The organism is Pseudomonas sp. B7 (assembly GCF_016735645.1).
GTDB classification, from domain to species: domain Bacteria; phylum Pseudomonadota; class Gammaproteobacteria; order Pseudomonadales; family Pseudomonadaceae; genus Aquipseudomonas; species Aquipseudomonas glycinae.
Genome location: NZ_JAERRE010000018.1, coordinates 34,187 through 56,082 on the forward strand (window position 1 = coordinate 34,187; position 21,896 = coordinate 56,082).

At 62.1% G+C, this 21,896-nt stretch carries 22 protein-coding genes and 1 riboswitch; of the genes, 16 read left to right on the plus strand and 6 right to left on the minus strand.

Going from position 1 to position 21,896, the window contains the following annotated elements; all coding sequences use genetic code 11:
• Positions 1-65: 65 nt before the first annotated feature.
• Positions 66-650, minus strand: coding sequence for a hypothetical protein (locus JKA62_RS28130; protein ID WP_041475179.1), 585 nt, complete (start codon positions 648-650; stop codon positions 66-68).
• Positions 651-816: 166 nt separating this feature from the next.
• Positions 817-1,042: riboswitch (cobalamin riboswitch) on the plus strand.
• An 81-nt stretch (positions 1,043-1,123) separates the two neighbouring features.
• Here JKA62_RS28130 and cobO point away from each other — a divergent pair.
• The 14 genes from cobO to JKA62_RS28195 are packed head-to-tail and all read left to right on the plus strand — an operon-like array spanning position 1,124 to position 12,369.
• Positions 1,124-1,735 (plus strand): cob(I)yrinic acid a,c-diamide adenosyltransferase, encoded by a 612-nt coding sequence (gene cobO, locus JKA62_RS28135; protein ID WP_007950401.1) that lies wholly within the window; start codon positions 1,124-1,126, stop codon positions 1,733-1,735.
• Entirely contained in the window at positions 1,732-3,027 is a 1,296-nt protein-coding gene (locus tag JKA62_RS28140) for a cobyrinate a,c-diamide synthase (RefSeq protein ID WP_201820471.1), read from the plus strand. Before cobO ends, JKA62_RS28140 begins: the two co-directional genes overlap by 4 nt.
• On the plus strand, positions 3,024-3,674 hold the full coding sequence (gene bluB, locus JKA62_RS28145) for a 5,6-dimethylbenzimidazole synthase (protein ID WP_011333140.1): 651 nt from the start codon (positions 3,024-3,026) through the stop codon (positions 3,672-3,674). The genes JKA62_RS28140 and bluB overlap by 4 nt, the downstream gene beginning before the upstream one ends.
• Positions 3,671-4,579 (plus strand): adenosylcobinamide-phosphate synthase CbiB, encoded by a 909-nt coding sequence (gene cbiB / locus JKA62_RS28150; RefSeq protein WP_011333141.1) that lies wholly within the window; start codon positions 3,671-3,673, stop codon positions 4,577-4,579. Before bluB ends, cbiB begins: the two co-directional genes overlap by 4 nt.
• The gene (gene cobD, locus JKA62_RS28155) at positions 4,572-5,582 is read left to right on the plus strand and encodes a threonine-phosphate decarboxylase CobD (protein ID WP_201820473.1); all 1,011 of its coding nucleotides are present in this window, start codon (positions 4,572-4,574) and stop codon (positions 5,580-5,582) included. The genes cbiB and cobD overlap by 8 nt, the downstream gene beginning before the upstream one ends.
• A complete protein-coding gene (locus JKA62_RS28160; protein WP_201820476.1) occupies positions 5,579-7,045 on the plus strand; it encodes a cobyric acid synthase in 1,467 nt (488 codons plus the stop codon). The genes cobD and JKA62_RS28160 overlap by 4 nt, the downstream gene beginning before the upstream one ends.
• Positions 7,033-7,554 (plus strand): bifunctional adenosylcobinamide kinase/adenosylcobinamide-phosphate guanylyltransferase, encoded by a 522-nt coding sequence (cobU, locus tag JKA62_RS28165; RefSeq protein ID WP_201820478.1) that lies wholly within the window; start codon positions 7,033-7,035, stop codon positions 7,552-7,554. Before JKA62_RS28160 ends, cobU begins: the two co-directional genes overlap by 13 nt.
• Positions 7,551-8,606, plus strand: a complete 1,056-nt coding sequence (gene cobT, locus JKA62_RS28170; RefSeq protein WP_201820481.1) for a nicotinate-nucleotide--dimethylbenzimidazole phosphoribosyltransferase — start codon at positions 7,551-7,553, stop codon at positions 8,604-8,606. The genes cobU and cobT overlap by 4 nt, the downstream gene beginning before the upstream one ends.
• Positions 8,603-9,178: an alpha-ribazole phosphatase family protein gene (gene cobC / locus JKA62_RS28175; RefSeq protein WP_201820484.1), complete on the plus strand. Its 576-nt coding sequence runs from the start codon at positions 8,603-8,605 to the stop codon at positions 9,176-9,178. Before cobT ends, cobC begins: the two co-directional genes overlap by 4 nt.
• A 1-nt stretch (position 9,179) precedes the next feature.
• Positions 9,180-9,911: an adenosylcobinamide-GDP ribazoletransferase gene (locus JKA62_RS28180; RefSeq protein WP_201820485.1), complete on the plus strand. Its 732-nt coding sequence runs from the start codon at positions 9,180-9,182 to the stop codon at positions 9,909-9,911.
• Between the two features lie 56 nt (positions 9,912-9,967).
• Positions 9,968-10,372 carry a MarR family winged helix-turn-helix transcriptional regulator gene (locus JKA62_RS28185; protein ID WP_007950413.1) on the plus strand — a complete coding sequence of 135 codons (405 nt, stop codon included), beginning with the start codon at positions 9,968-9,970 and terminating at the stop codon, positions 10,370-10,372.
• A gap of 53 nt (positions 10,373-10,425) precedes the next feature.
• Positions 10,426-11,634, plus strand: a complete 1,209-nt coding sequence (locus tag JKA62_RS28190) for an MFS transporter (RefSeq protein ID WP_039769832.1) — start codon at positions 10,426-10,428, stop codon at positions 11,632-11,634.
• On the plus strand, positions 11,631-11,753 hold the full coding sequence (locus JKA62_RS29050; protein WP_007950415.1) for a hypothetical protein: 123 nt from the start codon (positions 11,631-11,633) through the stop codon (positions 11,751-11,753). Before JKA62_RS28190 ends, JKA62_RS29050 begins: the two co-directional genes overlap by 4 nt.
• A gap of 55 nt (positions 11,754-11,808) precedes the next feature.
• Positions 11,809-12,369 carry a glutathione peroxidase gene (locus JKA62_RS28195; protein ID WP_085682922.1) on the plus strand — a complete coding sequence of 187 codons (561 nt, stop codon included), beginning with the start codon at positions 11,809-11,811 and terminating at the stop codon, positions 12,367-12,369.
• A gap of 79 nt (positions 12,370-12,448) precedes the next feature.
• On the opposite strand, the gene JKA62_RS28200 is transcribed toward JKA62_RS28195, so the two are convergent.
• The 3 genes from JKA62_RS28200 to JKA62_RS28210 all read right to left on the minus strand — a co-directional run bounded on the left by JKA62_RS28200 (position 12,449) and on the right by JKA62_RS28210 (position 14,850).
• Positions 12,449-13,720 (minus strand): OmpP1/FadL family transporter, encoded by a 1,272-nt coding sequence (locus JKA62_RS28200; protein WP_011333150.1) that lies wholly within the window; start codon positions 13,718-13,720, stop codon positions 12,449-12,451.
• A 146-nt stretch (positions 13,721-13,866) separates the two neighbouring features.
• Positions 13,867-14,349, minus strand: a complete 483-nt coding sequence (locus JKA62_RS28205; protein WP_011333151.1) for a hypothetical protein — start codon at positions 14,347-14,349, stop codon at positions 13,867-13,869.
• A 276-nt stretch (positions 14,350-14,625) separates the two neighbouring features.
• Positions 14,626-14,850 (minus strand): hypothetical protein, encoded by a 225-nt coding sequence (locus JKA62_RS28210; RefSeq protein WP_007950419.1) that lies wholly within the window; start codon positions 14,848-14,850, stop codon positions 14,626-14,628.
• A gap of 954 nt (positions 14,851-15,804) precedes the next feature.
• On the opposite strand from JKA62_RS28210, the gene JKA62_RS28215 reads away from it, so the two are divergent.
• Together JKA62_RS28215 and rmuC are read left to right on the plus strand one after the other, a co-directional pair.
• Positions 15,805-16,128 (plus strand): hypothetical protein, encoded by a 324-nt coding sequence (locus JKA62_RS28215; RefSeq protein ID WP_011333152.1) that lies wholly within the window; start codon positions 15,805-15,807, stop codon positions 16,126-16,128.
• A 175-nt stretch (positions 16,129-16,303) separates the two neighbouring features.
• The gene (rmuC, locus tag JKA62_RS28220) at positions 16,304-17,668 is read left to right on the plus strand and encodes a DNA recombination protein RmuC (RefSeq protein ID WP_201820498.1); all 1,365 of its coding nucleotides are present in this window, start codon (positions 16,304-16,306) and stop codon (positions 17,666-17,668) included.
• Positions 17,669-17,677: 9 nt separating this feature from the next.
• On the opposite strand, the gene JKA62_RS28225 is transcribed toward rmuC, so the two are convergent.
• Entirely contained in the window at positions 17,678-21,148 is a 3,471-nt protein-coding gene (locus tag JKA62_RS28225) for a hybrid sensor histidine kinase/response regulator (RefSeq protein WP_011333154.1), read from the minus strand.
• 132 nt (positions 21,149-21,280) lie between these two features.
• Positions 21,281-21,823: a TetR/AcrR family transcriptional regulator gene (locus JKA62_RS28230; RefSeq protein ID WP_011333155.1), complete on the minus strand. Its 543-nt coding sequence runs from the start codon at positions 21,821-21,823 to the stop codon at positions 21,281-21,283.
• Positions 21,824-21,896: the final 73 nt, after the last annotated feature.

The window sequence follows — 21,896 nt, forward strand, 5'->3', positions numbered from 1 at the left end:
TGCTGATCTTCCCTATGAATGCATTCCTAAACATAGAGAAGCGCACAAGCCCGATGGTTCAACCCTCAGCCGCGAGCTTCCTTGAACAGCACGGCAACGCCGGGGTGATAGTTGCCGGCTTCGCTGCGCAATTTGCGGTAGGCGTAGGGAAAGTACCAGGCGACGGCGCAGGTGTGTTCCTTTTGCAGGTCGTCGACCATGTCCTGCAACTCTTCCGGGCTGGCGCTGTGCTGGGCTTTTTGCGGGGCGACGAACAGGCAGCCGAGTTTCAGGTCGCTGGCGTAGCTGATGCGCCTGGCGTCGCTGGTGATATCCGCCAGGGCCTGCGTCAGATTCAGGCTGGTGACGCGCGGCCAGCGTTGGGTCGCCTGAATGAAGGCGCGATCCTCGGCGCCAGCAATAAACAAATCGGCGCGGGCGTTGCGCTCGCCTTCTTCATTCTGTTTGCGGGTGGCAGTGTCGCGCAGGGTGACCAGTTCGGCCATCCACGCAGCGGCCGACAGCAGGCCGAGGTTGGCTTTTTCGTCGTGCCAATAAGGTGTGTCATTGTCGCCGCGCACGGCGTTGTAGCGGTCGATACAGTCAAACCAGCGTTCCAGCACCGGGCGCAGGAATTCCAGCCGCGGATTGCTGATGATCATGCCTTGCATGGTGCTCTCCCTTGTTATTGTGATGTGCTCTCTGCAGTCAAAAGGCATGGCTCTTTGATATCACTCATGGCAGTGTGGCACAAGATTGGCGTCAGTTAATTGATCGGCGGCAGTTATTCGCCGCACAAGCCCCTCTTCAATTGACGCTCCACCCCCAACCCTCTAACCTTCGCGGCTTGTTTCAGGTGCTCTGTGGCGCATGTCGACAGAGTGAAACAGGGAAGCCGGTGAGGCGGGTCTTCGAGCGAAGAACCCTCACGATCCCGGCGCTGCCCCCGCAACGGTAAATGAGTAAAAGCTGCGTCTGATGCCACTGCTTAACAGCGGGAAGGCGCGCAGCCAGGCACCAGCCGCTCATGAGCCCGGAGACCGGCCTGATCCATCCAGCGGCATCACGGTGGGCGATGCCAGGCTTGTTGCCGTCTATTCTTGTGCCTGCCCGCCGTTATCCAGCCTCAACGGAGAGCTCCCCCATGACTGATTCCCCCGAACGCGACGAGCGCCACCTGGCGCGCATGCAGCGCAAAAAAGCGGTGATCGACGAACGCATCGCCAATTCGCCAGACGAGTGCGGGCTGGTGCTGGTGCTCACCGGCAATGGCAAAGGCAAGAGCAGTTCGGCATTCGGCATGCTCGCCCGCGCCATGGGCCACGGCATGCAGTGCGGCGTGGTGCAGTTCATCAAGGGTCGCAACAGCACCGGCGAAGAGCTGTTCTTCCGCCGCTTCCCTGAACAAGTACGTTTTCATGTGATGGGCGAAGGCTTCACCTGGGAAACCCAGGACCGCCAGCGCGACATCGCCGCCGCCGAAGCGGCCTGGGAAGTCTCCCGCGAACTGCTGCGTGATCCGTCGATCGGTCTGGTGGTGCTCGATGAACTGAACATCGCCCTCAAGCACGGTTACCTCGATCTGGATCAGGTGCTCAGCGATCTGCAGGCCCGTCCGCCGATGCAGCATGTGATCGTCACCGGTCGCGCTGCCAAGCCGGAAATGATCGAGATGGGCGACACCGTCACCGAAATGGGCATGATCAAACACGCCTTCCAAGCCGGTATCAAAGCGCAGAAAGGCGTCGAACTTTGAATCAACCACGTCACTGCCCGGCGGTTCTGATCGCCGCGCCGGCTTCCGGTCAGGGCAAGACCACCGTCACCGCCGCGCTGGCCCGTCTGCATCGCAATCAGGGGCGCAAGGTCCGCGTGTTCAAATGCGGCCCGGACTTTCTCGACCCGATGATCCTCGAGCGCGCCAGCGGTGCGCCGGTCTATCAACTGGACATGTGGATGGTCGGCGAGCAGGAAAGTCGTCGCCTGTTGTGGGAAGCCGCCGCCGAAGCCGATCTGATCCTGATCGAAGGCGTGATGGGTTTGTTTGACGGTACGCCGTCGAGCGCCGATCTGGCGCGGCATTTCGGCGTGCCGGTGCTCGGCGTGATCGACGGCACGGCCATGGCGCAGACCTTCGGCGCTTTGGCTCTGGGTTTGGCGCGCTATCAGCCGGACCTGCCGTTCGCCGGCGTGCTGGCCAACCGCGTCGGTACCGTGCGCCATGCGCAGTTGCTGGAAGGCAGCCTCACTGAAGGCCTGCGCTGGTACGGCGCGTTGTCCCGGGAAACCGGGATCGAACTGCCAAGCCGCCATCTCGGCCTGGTGCAGGCCAGCGAACTGAATGACCTCGACGTACGTCTCGACGCCGCCGCCGAAGCACTGGCCGGCACTTGCGAGGTAGCGCTGCCACCGGCCGTGGAATTCGCCGCACCAAAAATCGTTGAGACCGAAAAGCTGCTCGAAGGCGTGCGAATTGCCGTCGCCCGCGACGAAGCCTTTGCCTTCACCTACGGCGCCAGTCTCGATCTGTTGCGAGCGATGGGGGCGGAGCTGAGTTTCTTCTCGCCGATCCGCGATGCGCAATTGCCCGACGCCGACAGCTTGTACCTGCCCGGCGGTTATCCGGAATTGCACCACGTAACCTTGTCGCAGAACGCCGACATGCTCAAAGCGATCCGCGCGCACCACGCGGCCGGCAAACCGTTGCTCGCCGAGTGCGGTGGCATGCTGTACTTGCTCGACTCGCTGACCGATGTCGAAGGCACCCGCGCGGAGCTGGTCGGCCTGTTGAGTGGCGACGCCGTGATGCAAAAGCGCCTCGCCGCGCTGGCGCTGCAAGAGGTCGACCTGCCGGAAGGCCTGTTGCGCGGCCACACCTATCACCATTCCCTGACCACCACCGAACTGACGCCGATTGCCCGTGGCCACAGCCCCAATGGGGGGCGCGGCGCAGAAGCGGTGTACCGGCAAGGGCGGATGACCGCCTCGTACGTACATTTTTACTTCCCGTCGAATCCGTCGGCGATTGCCGCACTGTTGGTGCCATGACCGACAACGCCTTCACTGACGCCGAGCGCGAAGCGGTCTACCGCGCCATCGCCGAACGCCGCGACATGCGCCACTTCAGCGGCGGTACGGTCGAGCCTGACGTGTTGCGACGATTGCTTGAAGCCGCGCATCAGGCGCCGAGCGTCGGCCTGATGCAGCCGTGGCGCTTCATCCGTATCAGCGACCGCGCGCTACGTGGCCAGATCCAGAACCTTGTTGAAGAGGAGCGCGTGCGCACCGCCGAAGCCCTCGGCGAGCGCAGTGACGAATTCATGAAGCTCAAGGTCGAAGGCATCAACGACTGCGCCGAAGTGTTGGTCGCGGCGTTGATGGACGATCGCGAGCGGCATATTTTCGGTCGTCGCACGCTGCCGGAAATGGACATGGCGTCGCTGTCCTGCGCAATCCAGAACCTGTGGCTGGCCGCGCGTGCCGAAGGCCTGGGCATGGGCTGGGTGTCGCTGTTCGAACCGCAGGCGCTGGCCGATCTGCTGAAACTGCCGGACGGGGCCAAGCCGCTGGCGGTGCTTTGTCTGGGGCCGGTCAAGGCATTCTATCCGGCGCCGATGCTGGTACTCGAAGGGTGGGCGCAGGCGCGTCCGCTGAATGAGCTGCTGTACGAAAATTTCTGGGGAGTGAGTCAATGAGTGTGGCGTTGCTGAGTGCCGCCGCGGTTGCGCTGGATGCGCTGCTGGGTGAACCGAAACGCTGGCATCCGCTGGTGGCGTTCGGCAATTTCGCCGGGCGCATCGAGCAACGTTTCAATAGCGCTGGTCGTGGTTGGCGCAGCCATGGCGTCACCGCGTGGGTGATCGCGGTGTTGCCGCTGACCCTGCTGGCCACCGCGTTTTCCTGGGCGCCGTATGTGGGCTGGATCGTCGAGATTCTTGCGCTGTATTGCGCCCTCGGCATGCGCAGCCTGGGTGAGCACGTCGAGCCGGTGGCCAAGGCTTTGCGCGCCGATGATCTAGAGGAGGCGCGCAAGCGTGTGGGTTATCTGGTCAGCCGTCAGACCGATGAGCTGGACAGCACCGCCGTCGCCCGCGCCGCCACCGAGTCGGTGCTGGAAAACGGCAGCGATGCAGTGTTCGCCGCGCTGTTCTGGTTTGCCGTGGCCGGTGCGCCGGGCGTGGTGCTCTATCGTCTGAGCAATACGCTCGACGCGATGTGGGGCTATCGCAACGAACGCTTCGAGCGTTTCGGCTGGGCAGCGGCAAAAATCGACGACGTCCTCAACTACATTCCTGCACGGCTGGTGGCGTTGACCTACGCCTTGCTCGGCAAAACCCGACTGGCGTTGAAATGCTGGCGCACCCAGGCGCCGAAATGGGACAGCCCGAACGCCGGCCCGGTGATGGCCGCTGGCGCGGGTGCCTTGGGCGTCGAGCTGGGTGGCCCGGCGATTTACCACGGCGAGCTGCACGAGCGTCCGCAACTGGGCGAGGGCGCGCCGGCGGATGCCGATTCCATTGATCGCGGCTGGCAATTGGTCCAGCGCGGGGTATGGTTATGGCTGCTGATTCTCTGCGTGGGGGCTGAATTCTATGCTTGAGCACGGTGGCCGGTTGCGCAGGGCGGCGCTCGAATACGGCATCGCGGAAGAAGACTGGCTCGACCTGTCTACGGGCCTGGCGCCGTGGCCGTTTCCGGTCCCGGACATCCCGCTGCGGGCCTGGGCGCGTTTGCCGGAAAACGATGACGGCCTGGAGCAGGCCGCCTGCGATTACTACGGCGCCAGCCAGGTGTTGCCGGTGGCCGGTTCGCAGATGGCCATTCAGTTGCTGCCGCGTTTGCGTAGGGCCGGCAAGGTCGGCGTGCTGTCGCCGTGTTATGCCGAACATGCCGAAGCCTGGCGGCGCAGCGGCTATAGCGTGCGTGAGGTGCTGGAGCAGGAAGTCGACTTCTTTCTCGACAGCCTCGACGTGCTGGTGGTGGTCAATCCGAACAATCCAACAGGCCTGAACCTGACCCCGGCGCGCCTGCTCGACTGGCACGCACGGCTGGCCCAGCGCGGCGGCTGGCTGGTGGTCGACGAAGCGTTCATGGACAACACGCCGCAGTTGAGCCTTGCCCCGCATGCGCATCAAGTGGGTTTGATCGTACTGCGCTCGTTCGGCAAGTTTTTCGGTCTGGCCGGTGTGCGGCTGGGGTTCGTGCTGGCCGAGCGCAAGTTGCTCCGGTTGCTGGCCGAACAGGTCGGGCCCTGGGCAGTTAGCGGACCGACGCGGGTGCTGGGGCAGGCTTGTCTGCGCGACACCGAAGGCCATACCCGCCAGCGCATCCGCAGCGACGAGGCCAGCGAACGATTGGCTGCGCTACTTGAGCGGCACGGCTTCAAACCGCAGGGCGGCTGCGCACTGTTTCAGTGGCTGATCACCGAACAGGCCGCCGCGCTGCACGAGTTCATGGCCCGCCGCGGCATTCTCCTGCGCCTCTTCGCGCACAACAGCAGCCTGCGTTTCGGCCTGCCCGCCAACGCCGCCGATGAAGTGCGCCTTGAGCAAGCCCTGCAAGCCTTTGCCCTGGACCGCTCTATGGAAAACCAACCAGCATGACCACATTAATGGTGCAGGGCACCACCTCCGACGCCGGCAAAAGCACGCTGGTGACGGCGCTGTGCCGCTGGGCAACCCGCCAGGGCGTTGCCGTGGTGCCATTCAAACCGCAGAACATGGCGCTCAACAGCGCGGTGACTGCTGACGGCGGCGAGATCGGCCGGGCACAAGCGGTACAGGCGCAAGCCGCGCACCTTGAGCCACACACCGACATGAATCCCGTGCTGCTCAAGCCGAATAGTGACACTGGCGCCCAGGTCATCATCCACGGTCGCGCGGTTACCAGCATGAACGCTGTCGCCTATCACGACTACAAAGCCATCGCCATGCAGGCGGTTCTCGCTTCCCATGAACGCTTGAGCACTGCTTATCCGTTGGTGATGGTCGAAGGCGCGGGCTCGCCGGCAGAGATCAATCTGCGCGCCGGCGACATCGCCAACATGGGTTTCGCCGAAGCGGTGGATTGCCCGGTTTTGTTGATTGCCGACATCAACCGTGGCGGCGTGTTTGCCCATCTGGTCGGCACGCTGGAACTGCTGTCGCCGAGTGAACAGGCGCGAGTCAAAGGCTTCATCATCAACCGTTTTCGCGGTGACATCGCCTTGCTGCAGCCGGGCCTCGACTGGCTGGAGCAGCGCACCGGCAAGCCAGTGGTGGGCGTGCTGCCGTACGTGATGGACCTGCATCTGGAGGCCGAGGACGGCATCGATCAGCGCCAGACCGACAAGGCCGAGCAAGTCTTGAAAGTGGTGGTGCCGGTGCTGCCGCGTATCAGCAACCACACCGATTTCGATCCGTTGCGTCTGCATCCTCAGGTGGATCTGCAATTCATCGGCCCGGGGCAGGCGATTCCTCCGGCCGATCTGATCATTCTTCCGGGCTCGAAAAGCGTGCGCAGTGATTTGGCGTATCTGCGGGCCAATGGCTGGGAATCGGCGATCCGCCGTCACCTGCGTTACGGCGGCAAATTGCTGGGGATCTGCGGCGGCCTGCAAATGCTCGGCGAGCAGGTGCACGATCCGCTGGGCCTGGAAGGCGCGCCGGGTTCCAGCGCCGGTCTGGGTTTGTTGGCGTTTGAAACGCAGCTCGAAGCCGAAAAGCAGTTGCGCAATGTGCGTGGACGTCTGGCGCTGGAAGATGCAGAGGTTAGCGGTTATGAAATTCATGCCGGCGTGACCACGGGAGCTGCGCTGGAAAACGCCGCTGTGCATCTGGACGACGGCCGCTGTGATGGTGCGCAAAGTCTCGATGGACAGATTTTCGGCACCTACCTGCATGGCCTGTTCGAATCGCCGGCGGCCAGTGCGGCGCTGTTGCGCTGGGCCGGTCTGAACGATGTGCAGGAGGTGGATTACCACGGCCTGCGCGAACGCGACATCGAGCGGTTGGCGGATCTGGTGGAGAAGCATCTGGATACCGGGCTGTTACGTGAACTCTGTGGAATGTCCCCATGCTCCAACTGATCCTCGGCGGCGCCCGCTCCGGCAAAAGTCGCCTGGCTGAAAAACTCGCCACTGACAGCGCGCTGGCAGTGACGTACATCGCCACCAGTCAGCCGCTGGATGGCGAGATGAATGAACGCGTCGCTCATCACCGCGCGCGCCGTCCCGCCGAATGGGCGCTGATCGAAGAGCCGCTGGAGCTGGCCCGGGTCCTGCGCGAAACCGCCAGTGCCGAACGTTGCCTGCTGGTGGATTGCCTGACCCTGTGGCTGACCAATCTGCTGATGCTCGATGACGCCGAGCGCCTCGCTGCCGAACGCGAAGCCCTGCTCGAATGCCTGGCGTCGCTGCCGGGTGAAACCATTTTTGTCAGCAACGAGACCGGAATGGGTGTCGTGCCGCTGGGCGAATTGACTCGCCGCTACGTCGATGAAGCCGGTTGGCTGCATCAAGCTCTGGCCGAGGGTTGTCAGCGAGTCGTCTTGACGGTCGCCGGCCTGCCTCTGACTCTGAAAGGACCTGCGTTATGACCCAAGCCTGGTGGCTGAACCCGTGCAAACCGGTTGATACGGACGCCGTTGAAAACGCGGCGGCGCGTCAGCAGCAATTGACCAAACCCGCCGGCTCCCTCGGGCAGCTCGAATCGGTGGCGGTGCAACTGGCCGGATTGCAGGGCCAGGTCAAACCGACACTCGATCACGTCTGGATTTCGATTTTTGCCGGTGACCACGGTGTTGTCGCCGAAGGGGTTTCCGCATTTCCGCAGGAGGTCACCGGGCAGATGCTGCTGAATTTCGTCAGCGGCGGCGCGGCGATCAGTGTGCTGGCGCGACAACTTGGCGCGCAGCTGGAAGTGGTGGATCTGGGCACCGTGACACCGTCGCTGAGCCTGCCGGGCGTGCGTCACCTGAACATCGGTCCGGGCACGGCGAATTTCGCCAAGGGCGCGGCGATGACTCGGGCCCAGGGTGAACTCGCCTTGCAGGGCGGTCGCGACAGTGTGCTGCGGGCGAAAGCGGCAGGCGCGCAATTGTTCATCGGCGGTGAAATGGGCATCGGCAACACCACGGCTGCCAGTGCGCTGGCCTGTGCGCTGCTCGATTGCCCAGTGGTTCATCTGACCGGTCCGGGCACCGGGTTGAATGCCGAAGGCGTCAGTCACAAGGCGCAGGTGATCGAGCGAGCGCTGGCGCTACACGCAGCACAACGCGGCGATGCGTTGCAGACCCTGTTCAATCTCGGCGGCTTCGAAATTGCGGCTTTGGTCGGCGCGTATCTGGCCTGTGCGCAGGAAGGTGTGGCGGTTTTGGTGGACGGTTTTATCTGCACGGTCGCCGCGCTGGTGGCGGTGCGTCTGAATCCGGCTTGCCGTGAGTGGCTGCTGTTCGGTCACCGCGGTGCCGAGCCGGGCCATCGCCATGTGCTGGATACCCTTGGCGCGGAGCCGCTGCTTGAACTGGGTCTGCGTCTGGGCGAGGGCAGTGGCGCGGCGCTGGCGGTGCCGTTGCTGCGTCTGGCCTGCGACCTGCACGGTCAGATGGCGACCTTCGCCGAAGCAGCAGTGGCGGATCGCCCGGCATGACCTTGCGTCTGGACCTGCTGCGCCACGGAGAAACCGAACTCGGCGGCGGCCTGCGCGGCAGTCTCGACGATGCACTGACCGAAAAGGGCTGGGCGCAGATGCGCGAGGCGGTGATTGGGCAGGGGCCGTGGGATCGGCTGGTCAGTTCGCCGTTGCAGCGTTGCGCGCGGTTTGCTGAAGAGTTGAGCGCGCAGCGGGATCTGCCGGTATCTCTGGACAAGAATCTGCAGGAGCTGCATTTCGGTGCCTGGGAAGGGCAGAGTGCAGCAGCGTTGATGGAAACCGATGCCGAGGCGCTGGGTCTGTTCTGGGCGGATCCTTATGGCTTTACTCCGCCGCAGGGTGAGCCGGTCAGCGATTTCTCTGCGCGGGTGCTGGCGGCGGTGATGCGCCTGCACGCGGCGTACGCGGGTGAGCGGGTGTTGCTGGTCAGTCATGGCGGCGTGATGCGTCTGTTGCTGGCGCGGGCCCGTGGCTTGCCCCGTGAGCAACTGCTCAATGTCGAGGTCGGTCACGGCGCGCTGTTTTCGCTGATCGTCGAGGCCGACGGTTCGCTCAGGGAAGTGCTCTGACATGCTGCCTCTGTGGATCGCCCTGCAATTTCTCAGTAGCCTGCCGATTCGTCTGCCGGGCATGCCGGCGCCGGAACAGCTCGGCCGGTCACTGTTGTTTTATCCGCTGGTGGGCTTGCTGTTCGGTGTGATTCTCTGGGCGCTGAACATTGCGTTGGCGGGCGCGCCATTGCTGTTGCACGCGGCGCTGTTGCTGACGGTGTGGGTACTGCTCAGCGGGGCGTTGCACCTTGATGGTTTGGCGGATAGCGCCGATGCATGGCTCGGCGGTTTCGGTGATCGCGAGCGTACGCTGACGATCATGAAAGATCCGCGCAGCGGGCCGATTGCCGTGGTGACGCTGGTGTTGGTGTTGTTGCTCAAGTACGCCGCGTTGCTGGCCTTGATCGAACAACAGCAGGGCATGGCGTTGATCATCGTGCCGCTGATCGGCCGAGCGGCGTTGCTCGGACTGTTTCTCACCACGAGCTATGTGCGGGCCGGCGGGTTGGGGCAGGCGCTGGCCGATCATCTGCCACGCAAGACAGGTTGGCAGGTGCTGGCGGTGAGTGCGGCGGTGTGTTTGGTGATTGCCGGGTTCAATGCTGTCGTGGCGTTGCTGCTGGCGGTCATCGTGTTCATCTGGCTGCGGCATTTGATGGTGCGACGACTGGGTGGGACCACCGGTGATACGGCCGGTGCGTTGCTGGAATTGCTGGAGATGTCAGTGCTGGTCGGGCTGGCCTTGTTTTGATAAGTAACTTTGATCTGTAACTTGATTTAACACAGTCGCGGGTATATACACGCATCATGCTTCCATCTCAGTGTTTGTGCACCAACCTGCGACGCGCCGCACGTGGCGTCAGCAGGCATTACGACGGCGCTCTCGACGGCTTCGGGATCAACGTTGCCCAGTATTCTTTGCTGTGCAATCTGCAGCGGCTGGATCAACCGAGCATTTCCGAACTGGCCGAGGCGATGGGCCTGGATCGCAGCACCCTCGGGCGCAATCTGCGGGTACTGGAAGGCGAGGGGCTGGTGGCGCTGGCTGAAGGCGAAGACATGCGCAACCGCATCGTCCGGCTCACCGAAACCGGTGCGCAACGCCTGGCAGCGGCACTGCCAGCCTGGGAAGCGGCGCAACAGCGGTTGATCGACCGACTGGGTGCCGAGAAGCGTGAAACCTTGCTGCGGCTATTGGATGAACTGGCCTGAGAGCCGGTTTTTCCGAATCTAAGCGGGTATATACCCGCGACTGGAGAATAACAATGAGTTCGATGTGGCGTACGTGCGGTTGGGTGTTGCTGGGGAGCGCGCTGATTCTGGCGTTGTCATTGGGCGTGCGGCACGGCTTCGGTTTGTTTCTGTCGCCGATGAGCGCCCAGTTCGGCTGGGGCCGTGAAGTGTTCGCCTTCGCCATCGCCTTGCAGAACCTGATCTGGGGCCTGGCGCAACCGTTTACCGGCGCGCTGGCCGACCGCTTTGGCGCTGCGAAAGTGGTGCTGATCGGCGGGGTGCTCTACGCCTTGGGCCTGGTGTTCATGGGCCTGTCGGAAACCGCGTTGGGCTTGTCCCTGAGCGCTGGCCTGCTGATCGGTATCGGTCTGTCCGGCACCTCGTTCTCGGTCATCCTCGGCGTGGTCGGCCGCGCTGTGCCGCCGGAGAAACGCAGCATGGGCATGGGCATCGCCAGTGCTGCCGGTTCTTTCGGCCAGTTCGCCATGCTGCCGGGTACCCTCGGGCTGATCGGCTGGCTCGGCTGGTCGGCGGCGTTGCTGGTACTGGGCTTGCTGGTGGCGCTGATCGTGCCGCTGGTGAGCATGCTCAAGGACAAGCCGCTGCCGGTGCTCGGCCATGAACAAACCCTGTCCGAAGCCTTGCGCGAGGCGTGTTCGCACTCCGGGTTCTGGCTGCTTGCGTTCGGCTTCTTCGTCTGCGGATTTCAAGTTGTGTTCATTGGCGTGCACTTGCCAGCGTATCTGGTCGATCAGCACCTGCCGGCGAGTGTCGGCACCACGGTGCTGGCGTTGATCGGTCTGTTCAATATCTTCGGCACGTACACCGCCGGTTGGCTCGGTGGGCGCATGTCCAAGCCGCGTCTGCTGACCGGGCTCTATCTGCTGCGCGCCGTGGTGATCGTGCTGTTCCTGTGGTTGCCGGTGACGACGACCTCGGCCTATCTGTTCGGTATGGCCATGGGCTTTCTTTGGCTGTCCACGGTGCCATTGACCAACGGTACGGTGGCGACCTTGTTCGGCGTGCGAAACCTGTCCATGCTCGGTGGGATCGTGTTCCTGTTCCATCAGTTGGGTTCGTTCCTCGGCGGCTGGCTGGGCGGGGTGGTGTATGACCGGACCGGGAGTTATGACTTGATCTGGCAAGTGGCGATTCTCTTGAGCCTGTTGGCGGCAGCGCTGAACTGGCCGGTGCGCGAGCGTCCGGTCGAGCGCCTGCAACCGCGTGCGAGCGCTGCATGAACCGTTTCTGGCCGCAGATCGTCGTCACCGCACTCGGCGCCGCGTTGCTGGCGCTGGTGTGGTGGGGCTGGCATCAGGGCGGGCTGGCGCTGATGCAGTTGGGCATGGGTGCTTGCTAGATCGGCGGGAGGGCGAGTAACGTCGAGGTCTGACGATTGCTCAAGGATGCCCGACATGCTCAAGCGCTGGTGTGCTGTTCCCGCGTTGCTGATGGCGTTGACCGGACTGGCTCAGGCCGCGGATTGTCCGGATCTGTTGCAAGGTTCGTTGCCCAAGTTGCGGGCCAAGGAATCCATCGACCTGTGTCAGCGTTACGCCGACAAACCGCTGGTAGTGATCAACACGGCCAGCTTCTGTGGTTTCGCGCCGCAGTTCGAGGGGCTGGAGGCGCTCAATCAGCGCTACAAGGCCCAGGGCCTGGAAATGCTCGGCGTACCGTCCAATGACTTCAAGCAGGAGTCCAAGGACAGCGCCGAGACCGCCAAGGTCTGCTACGCCAACTACGGCGTAACGTTCACCATGACCGAGCCGCAGAAGGTCCGGGGCGACGATGCGACTCACTTGTTCCAGGTGCTGGCCAGGCAGAGCAGTGCACCGAAGTGGAATTTCTACAAATACGTCATCGACCGCCAGGGCAAGGTGATTGCCAACTTCTCCAGCCTGACCAAACCGGATGATCCGGAATTTCTGGCAGCCATCGAGAAAGCCATTGCCTCCCAGCCGCTGAAACCCTGATCGACACCCATCAAAAAGCCCCGCCTCTGTGAAGAGAGCGGGGCTTTTTATGGCGAGGGGTTAGCCTCGCCGTGCAGCATCAGAAGCGGTAGGTTGCGCCGACACCGAAGCCGTTTGCCGAGTTTTCATACTGCGAGTTGTAGCTCTGGCCACGATCGTTTGTGTTGCGAATGTTGACCTTCTCTTCCTTCAGGTACGAGTAGGCAACGTCGATGGTCAGGTCTTCGGTCGGGCTCCAGCCGGCACCGATACTGAAGATGGTCCGGTCGCCGGTCGGTATGCGTGGCGAACGGTCGACGTTGTTGGTCGGCGACTGGTCGAACGTCAGACCGGTACGCAGTACCCATTCCTTGTTCAGTTGGTAGGACGTACCGATGGCGTACGCCCAGGTGTCATGCCAGTTCTGTTCTTCGGTGATCTCGCCGAACTGGCCAGCCAGCAGTGGCTGAACGCCGGAGTTCTTGACGGTGATCTTTTCCAGCTGGCTCCAGCGGGTCCAGGTGGTACCGGCGTAGACGTTCCAGCGATCGTTGATCGCCTGGGTGACCGAGAGGTCCACGGATTCAGGCGTGGTGATCTTCAGCGAAGCGTCGTACTTCTGGTTCGCACCCAGGCCGATCGCGCCCAGCACACCGTAGTTGACCTTGGTGTTGCCTTCGAGCTTGTAGTCGACTTTCGAGTGGTAGGTCAGACCCAGGCGAGTGCTGTCGGTAGCCTGTACCAGCACCCCGATGTTGTAGCCCAGTGCGGTGTCGTCACCCTTGATCTTGACCTTGCCGTCCGGCGCAGCCTGGGTGATCGACAGGTTGGATTCAAGCGAGCCGTCGATACGGTTGATGGTCGGGCCGAAACCGATCGACACGACGTCGTTGAACTTGTAGCTGACGGTTGGCTGGAAGGTAATGATCTTGACTTCGGACTTGCTGCCGAAGTAACGGCCTGCGAAGCCGTTTTCATAGTCGGTGATCAGGCCGAAGGGTACGTACACACCCAGACCGAATGCCCAATGCTCGTCGATCGGCTTGACGTAGTAGCCCATAGGTACGGAGGTGAAGGGCACCATGTCGCCTTTGTTGCTGCCGCCGTTCGGGCTGGAGCTGGCGTCGCTGATATCGGTTTTTGCATCGAGGAATGCAACGCCACCGGTGACTTGTTCGCGCGTGATGCGCGACATGCCGGCAGGGTTGCCGTAAACAGTGCTTGCGTCGTCGGCAGAAGAAGATCGCCCGGCGTACCCAGTCCCCATCCCGCTGATGCTGTGTTCGTTGATGGCAAAGCCAGCCGCGAAGATCTGGGTGGATGCCACGGTTACGGCAAGGCTAAGGGTGGTTTTGAGCATGACTTTTTTCATTATTAGAACTCCTGGTGATCACCGGGGCGAAAATTACCAACATTTTCGTCCCGGCGCTATAGTCCGTATGCCTTGAGTTAGAGCGGTTTTGTAGGACAATCCGACCAGATTCGCTACTCGTTGGGCGATGTTGCAAAACCGGTGGGTCAGCAAGCGACCTGATTCAGCGGTGAAACACAGGTTTGCCAGGCGCAGGTGAAATCGCGCAGACGACCTTGAGGCTGGAAGGTCTGACGCCAGATGCGCGCCATGCCCAGCAGATCGTCCGGCTCGGGGAGGATGGGGTTTTGTTCTTCCACCAGCAGCCAGGCGATGGCCGTGGCGTAACGCAGGTTGACGGTCAGTTCGAGGTGCGGCCCGCTGAGAAATGCATGTTGGCTGGCGAGGCCGCGCACCAGGCTGGCGCGTTCCGGATCCAGCGCCAGGTAATGGTCCCAGAGGGCCTGATGACGGTGTTCGGCAATCCGGTACAGGCCGTGGCCACGGCGGTCATGCAGGGCGGAACCGAGGGCGGACTGGCTGGCGGCAATGCCCAGCAGAAGGGATTCGGCAGTTGCGCAGTGGCGTCCCAGGTAGATCAGCGTAGGACGGATCACGTAGCGGCACAGTTCGCTGGCAGCGATACCCATAAAACCCTCGGATCTTGTTATTCGGGCGGCGAGACCTGAAGGGGAGCTTGGCAGCTGTGGATCGACTCAGGCTCGCCGGAAGCGGATCACGCCGCTTGAGTTGAAGTGTAGTGTCATATTCGCGACGTAAAGGCCTGTTTTTAAAATATTTCCGGTGACGCGTTATAACCGTTATATCGGTTGGTGCTTAAGCGAAAAGGGTAAGGGTGAAATATCGGGCAATAAAAAGCCCCGCATTTTCAGCGGGGCTTTTGCTTTTGCAGCCATTTCGGCCTCTCAGGCGATCAATGCCTGACGGGTGCGATCAATCACGGCCTGCAGCGGTTCGGCGCTGGAGTATTGATCGGGGTACAGACGCTCGCTGTGGCGGGCGATCCCGTGTTCATTGACCACGGTGAAGCTGAAGCAGCCTTTGCGAGCGGCCATGATCAGGCAGTTCATTGGGGCAAAAGCGTTGGTTAGGGTGCGAATGGCATCCTGAGTCTGGATTTGAGTCGACATAGTTATTAGGTGTTCCTACAAATGACACGGATAAGAACCGTGCAACGTTAAAACGTTCCAGTAACGTCAACCACCATTGGTCGAACGAAGAACCCGACTGGAACAAGGCAGCCAGTTCGAGCGCTATAAAAGTTGGCGCGCTTGGGCTGGCAGGTAGGTACTTAGGAGGACAGGCAACACATCGAGGGCAGAGGTTCTGGGCCCGGGGTGAAGATCCTGATCAATTTGCAGGTTGGTTCGGTCAGAGTCAGTGGTCTTCGCAACACCCTTTGCATTCGATTCAAAGGCTGTGTTGTCGCAAGATTTACCTGGAAACCATCGAGGGGTCGATCCCGCTTTTTTCGGTGAAGGCTTCTGTGAGAGAACCTTTACCGTGGGGGTGTATTCGACCGGAATTGACTTTCAGCTTGGTACTAACGCCGCGGATACTAACCGAACGCTCCAAAGAAGGCAAACCCGCTGAACAAAAAAATCCCGAGATATCGCCCAGGCCTTGAAACTTGCCCCGATCCGGTTCAGATCATGACCGTCGGTCGCCACAACTCTGGCAGGCGCGGAAGCTCGACGCAGAGGCCTATCCCCAGGCCGAATGCCAAAACGACCCGAAAAGGCGCATCGATATAACCGCGTAACAGGTAATTGTGCACATTAGTTGCGCAGACTGTAACGGCGCTGTCATAACGATCCTGACCCCGGTGGCTGCCTGTAACGAAAGTTTAAGTCAATGAAAAACATCGCTTTTTTTTACTGGTGAAAAAATCGTCAGTTTGACTGAGAGCCCCATTCCACAAGGCTTTGCGGCGAATGGAGGACGGTTGTCCACTGAGTTATCCACAGCTTCTGTGGATTGTCCCGAGCGCTTGCTCTAGCACGGGCGTGCCGGGTTTTTTCGACTTTACCTGTGCGAAAAAAAGAGTAGAGTGGCGCGCCTTCCGATCTGCCCCACAGTGCTTTATGAAGTTTCGTTCAGCTACAGACTCTGTTACCTCCCAACCCCCTCGTGTTACCGCTCCCAAGCGATTTTCCGTGCGCGTGGCCGAATGGCTGCTGGACAGCCCGCGCCTGGGCGACAGCCAGAATGCCAAGCACCTCGCCGGCCGCCTGCTCAAGCAACCGGCCCGGGAAGGGGTGGTTGCCGCACAAAGTCGCCTCGGCCAGTTGATGTGCCGCGAGTGCGGCAATGCCCGGGATCGGCGGATCGGCCAGGACCTGCTGCGCCAGGCCGCCCGTGCCGGTGACCGACGCGCGCAACAGGAACTCGGCCTGATCGAAGACTGAGCTGTCCAAGACCAGACGCCTTGGTTAACCTTCAGGCTTTATCGGATTGGCGGGAATCACTATGGCGATGGACTTGACCAGCATCCTGCTGGGGCTGGCAGGTGCGGCGGTGCCGCTGCTGGCACTGGCCTGGCAACTGCAACGTCGGGCCAGTCAGAACCAGTCTGAAGTCGCGTTGCTCGAAGAGCGGCTGGCCATGGCGCAGATGGCCCAGGATGGCCTGACTGCTCAACTTGAAGCCTGCCGCGATGAAATCGCCGACCTCGGCCAGGCCAATGCCGCCAAGCAGGCGGATCTCGCCGCCGTGCGCCGGGAAGTCGAGCTGCTGCAGATCGAGCGCGATGACGCCCGTGACGCCGCCCACGCCTGGAACCTCGAGCGCGCCAACAAGGAAGCTGAATTGCGCCGCCTGGACGCCCAGGCCGCTTCGCTGAATGCCGAGTTGCGCGAGCAACAGGAAAGCCATCAACAACGCCTGGATGACCTGCAAGGTTCCCGCGACGAGCTGCGCGCGCAGTTCGCCGAACTGGCCGGCAAGATCTTCGATGAGCGTGAGCAACGTTTCGCCGAAACCAGCCAGCAACGCCTCGGCCAATTGCTCGATCCGTTGAAGGAGCGCATCCAGTCGTTCGAAAAACGCGTCGAGGAAAGCTACCAGGCCGAAGCCCGCGAGCGTTTTTCGCTGGCCAAGGAACTGGAACGCTTGCAACAACTGAACCTGCGCCTGAGCGATGAAGCGACCAACCTGACCCGCGCTCTGAAGGGCCAGAAAACCCAGGGCAACTGGGGCGAGCTGATTCTCGAGCGCGTGCTTGAGCATGCCGGGCTGGAGAAGGGGCGCGAGTACCAGACCCAGGTCAATCTCAAGGGGCCGGATGGCGAGCGTTTCCAGCCGGACGTGATCATTTACCTGCCGGGCGACAAGCAGGTGGTGGTCGACTCCAAGGTCAGCCTCACCGCCTATCAGCAATACGTGGCGGCGGAGGACGAGGCCATCGGCCAGATCGCCATGAAACAGCACGTGCTGTCCCTGCGCAGCCACGTCAAAGGCCTGGCCGGCAAGGATTACAAACGTCTGGAAGGCTTGCACAGCCTCGATTTCGTCTTGCTGTTCGTGCCCATCGAAGCGGCGTTTTCCGCTGCGTTGCAGGCTGAGCCGGCGCTGTTTCAGGAAGCCTTCGACCGCAACATCGTGATTGTCAGCCCGACCACACTGCTGGCAACGCTGCGGGTCATCGACAGTCTGTGGAAGCAGGAACGCCAGAGCCAGAATGCCCGGGAAATCGCCGAGCGCGCCGGCTGGCTGTACGACAAGTTCGTGTTGTTCATTCAGGATCTGGACGAAGTCGGCAATCGCTTGCAGCAACTGGACAAGGCCTACAGCGCGGCGCGCAACAAGCTGACGGAAGGGCGCGGCAACCTGGTCAGCCGCAGCGAACAGCTCAAGTTGCTCGGCGCGCGGGCCAGCAAAAGCCTGCCGGCGGATCTGCTGGAACGCGCGATGACCGACGCCGACGGCCTGGTTGAGCTGCCTGAATAAGCCGCTCTGCTAGAGCGGCAAGTAGCGACTCAACAACGCCCGCAACGCCGCCGGTTTCACCGGTTTGGCCAGGTAATCCAGCCCCGCCGCGTGCACCTGGGCCACGGTTTCCGGATGCCCGTCGGCGCTGATCACCACGCCCGGCACCGGCTCGCCCAGCCTTGTGCGCAACCACGCCATCAACTCGGTGCCGGTTTCGCCGTGATCCAGGTGATAGTCCACCAGTGCCAACTGTGGGCGCACGCCCTCGTCGAGCAGTGCCGCGCATTCTTCGCGGTTGCGCGCCGTCCACACCTGACAGCCCCAGCGCGTGAGCAGGCTGTTCATGCCGATCAGAATGCTGTCTTCGTTGTCGATGCACAGCACCTGCGCGCCGCTGTGCAATTTACCGTTTATTTCCACCGCCGCGGTTGGCTGCACGGTCTGCGCTTTGGCCAACGGCACACGAACGCTGAACACGCTGCCGCGCCCCGGCCATGAGCGCACACGCAAGGTGTGGCCGAGTACGCGGCACAGGCCATCGGCGATCGCCAGGCCCAGGCCCAGACCTTTTTCGGCGCGGGTCTGGTGACTGTCGAGGCGTTTGAATTCCTCGAAGATCACTTGCTGTTTGTCCTCCGGAATCCCCGGACCGCGATCCCACACTTCCAGACAGATTTCGCCTTTACGCCGACGCACGCCCAGCAGCACCGGGCCTTTTGCGTAGCGGAACGCGTTGGTCAGGAAATTCTGCAGAATCCGTCGCAGCAACTTGATGTCGCTGTCGATGCGCAGCTGACTGCCACGTACCCGGAAACTCAGGCCTTGTTCCTGGGCCAGTGCCTTGAACTCGGCACCGAGAATATCGAACAGCTCATTGACCGCGAACGGCTTGCGATCCGGGTTGATCTTGCCGTTTTCCAGGCGGGAAATGTCCAGCAGGTCGCTGATCAGGTCTTCGGCCGAACGCAGCGAACTGTCCAGATGCTGCACCAGTTTCTGCGCTTCCTCGCTCAAGCCGTCGGCCTGATGGGAGAGGGCGGCGGAGAACAAGCGTGCGGCGTTCAAAGGCTGCATCAAGTCGTGGCTGACCGCTGCGAGGAAACGGGTTTTCGACTGGTTGGCCGCCTCGGCATTGCCCTTGGCTTCGGTCAGTGCGACGTTGAGTTGCGACAGTTCCTGGGTCCGTTCGCTGACCCGTTGCTCCAGCCCTTCGTTAGCCTCGGTCAGGGCCTGTTCGGCTTCGCGGAACGCGGTGATGTCGGTGAAACTCATGACGAAACCGCCGCCCGGCATCGGGTTGCCGATCAGTTCGATCACCCGGCCGTTGGGGAACAAACGCTCGGAAGTGTGAGCACGACCCTGACGCATCCAGTGCAGGCGCCGGGCGACGTGAACTTCCGCTTCACCGGGGCCGCACAAACCACGCTCGGCGTTGTGGCGAATGATGTCGGCGATCGGCCGGCCAACGCTGATCAAACCGTCCGGATAGTTGAACAGCTCCAGATAGCGGCGGTTCCATGCCACCAGTTTCAGCGATTGGTCGACCACGCTGATGCCTTGGGTAATGTTTTCGATGGCGCCTTGCAGCAGCGCACGGTTGAACTGCAACACTTCCGACGCTTCGTCGGCGATTCGGACGACGTCCTCCAGTTGCATTTCCCGACCTTCGATGGCGGCTTTTACTACAGCTCGCGTCGAAGAAGCACCAAGAACACCCGCCAGCAAGCGCTCGGTGTGGGCGATCCATTCACCGTCAGCGTTCTGATTCGGGTTGAAGCCTTTGCCCTGACGATAGGCGAAGCGAATGAAACTCTGCCGGGCGCGTTCTTCACCGACAAACCGTGCGGCCAGTTGCAGCAGGTCGTCGATTTGCACCGCCAGCATCGAGCGGGCGCTCGGCCGTGCGCTGATTTCCTGACCGATAAAACGTCCGGCCTGCCAGTGCTCCGACACTCGTGTACGGGACAGCACCGAGACCCAGGCAAACAACGTGAAGTTGCCCGCCAGCGACAGCACTACACCTTGGGTCAAAGGGGTAATCGGCAGGTTCAGCGGGTTGCTGTGGAGCCAGGCGAGGCCGGGGAAACTGTCCAGCGACCAGCCGAGACTGCGCGCCGCGATCGGCAGGACCAGGGTGTAGAACCACAGGAACGTGCCGGCGGCGAGGCCGGCGAACACGCCGCGGCGGTTGGCTTGTTTCCAGTACAGCGCGCCGAGCATTGCCGGGGCCAGTTGGGTCACCGCGGCGAAGGCAATCTGGCCGATGGTCGCCAGGCTCGCAGTCGAGCCGAGCAAGCGGTAGCTGACATAAGCCAGCAACAGAATCACCACGATGCTGACCCGGCGCACCGAGAGCATCCACTGGCGGAACACTTCGAACGGGCGCTCGGCATTGTTGCGGCGTAGCAGCCACGGCAACAGCATGTCGTTGGAGACCATGGTCGACAACGCCACACTCGCCACGATCACCATGCCGGTGGCCGCCGATGCACCGCCGATAAACGCCAGCATCGCCAGCGCCGGGTGAGCCTGGGCCAATGGCAGGCTGATAACGAACGAGTCGGGGATGACCGAGTTGGGCAGCATCATCTGACCGGCCAGGGCGATCGGGACTACAAACAGCGCAGCCAGTGCGAGGTAGGCCGGGAACACCCATTTGGCCAGGCGCAGATCCTGCGGGTCGATGTTCTCGACCACTGTCACGTGAAACTGCCGGGGCAGGCAAATGATCGCCATCATCGCCACGCCGGTCTGCACCACCATCGATGGCCAGTTGATGGTTTCTTTCCAGTATTCCTCAAGGCGCGGGGCGAGCATCGCCTGATTGAACAGGTCGTCGAAACCGTCATACAGCCCATAGGTGACGAAAGCGCCGACGGCGAGGAAGGCAAACAGTTTGACCAGCGATTCAAAGGCAATCGCCAGCACCATGCCGCGGTGGTGCTCGGTGGCGTCGAGGTTGCGCGTACCGAAAACGATGGTGAACAGCGCCAGCACCAGCGACACGATCAGCGCCGTGTCCTGGGCACGGGTGCCCATGGCGTCGGCGCCGGCCCCGATCAGCAGGTTCACACCGAGGACGATGCCTTTGAGCTGCAAAGCGATATAAGGCAGAACGCCGACCAGACAGATCAGCGCGACGACCACCGCCAGCGATTGGGATTTACCGTAGCGGGCGGCGATGAAGTCGGCGATGGAGGTGATGTTCTCCTGTTTGCTGATCATCACCATTTTCTGCAGCACCCACGGCGCACCGAGCAACAGCAGGATCGGCCCGAGATAGATCGGCAGGAATGACCACAGTTGTTCGGCGGCCTGACCGACCGCGCCAAAGAACGTCCAGCTGGTGCAATAGACCGCCAGCGACAGGCTGTACACCCAGGCACGCACCCGTGGCGGCAGCGGGGTGCTGCGACGGTCGCCGTAGAAGGCGATGGCGAACATGATGGCCATATAGGCCAGGGCGACGGCGGCGATCAGCCCGGTGGACAACGACATGGAACACTCCCGACAGAAAACGACCGGACTCGCGCCCGGTCAGACAGTCTCGCACGGGCGCGGCGGTTAGTCAGTGTCGACCAAGGTCGTGGCGCGGCGGGGTGTCGCAGGAACAGAACCGGGCAGTTCTGATCAGTCCGGTTTGAGCGCGAGGTCGATCAGGCGGTGCAGTTCTTCGACTTCCAGCGGCGCTGCCGAAAACAGAATGCGAAATACCACCGGGGACACCACCAGATTGATCAGCCGATCCACGCTCGGCGCCGGTTCCTTGGGGTGGCGCTCGATGATGGTCTGCAACTGCGCGCCGATGATCGCCACGCAGTAGCCCGGCGTTGCACTCGCCTGCACGTCGCGCATCATGTTGCGCCCTGGCTCCGAACTCATTTCGTCGAGATATTGTTCCGCCCACGCGCGGATATCGCTGCGCAGACTGCCGGTTTCAGCCGGCTCGCTGTCGGGGCGCATGCGGGCGAGGGCGACGTCGGCCAGCAAGGCCGCTAGATCGCCCCAGCGTCGATAAATCGTCGATGGCGTCACGCCGGCGCGCGCCGCGATTTGCGGGACGGTCACCGTTGAGCGCTCCTGCTCTTGCAGAAGCGCGCGGACTGCCGAGTGAATCGACTCTTGCACCCGGGCACTGCGACCGCCGGGGCGTAAACCTTCTTTAATAGCCATGCGGCAGACCTTAACACAAAGAATTTGCTTTAAGCGCAAGCCGAGAGCACACTCCGCAAAAGCAAAAAATTAG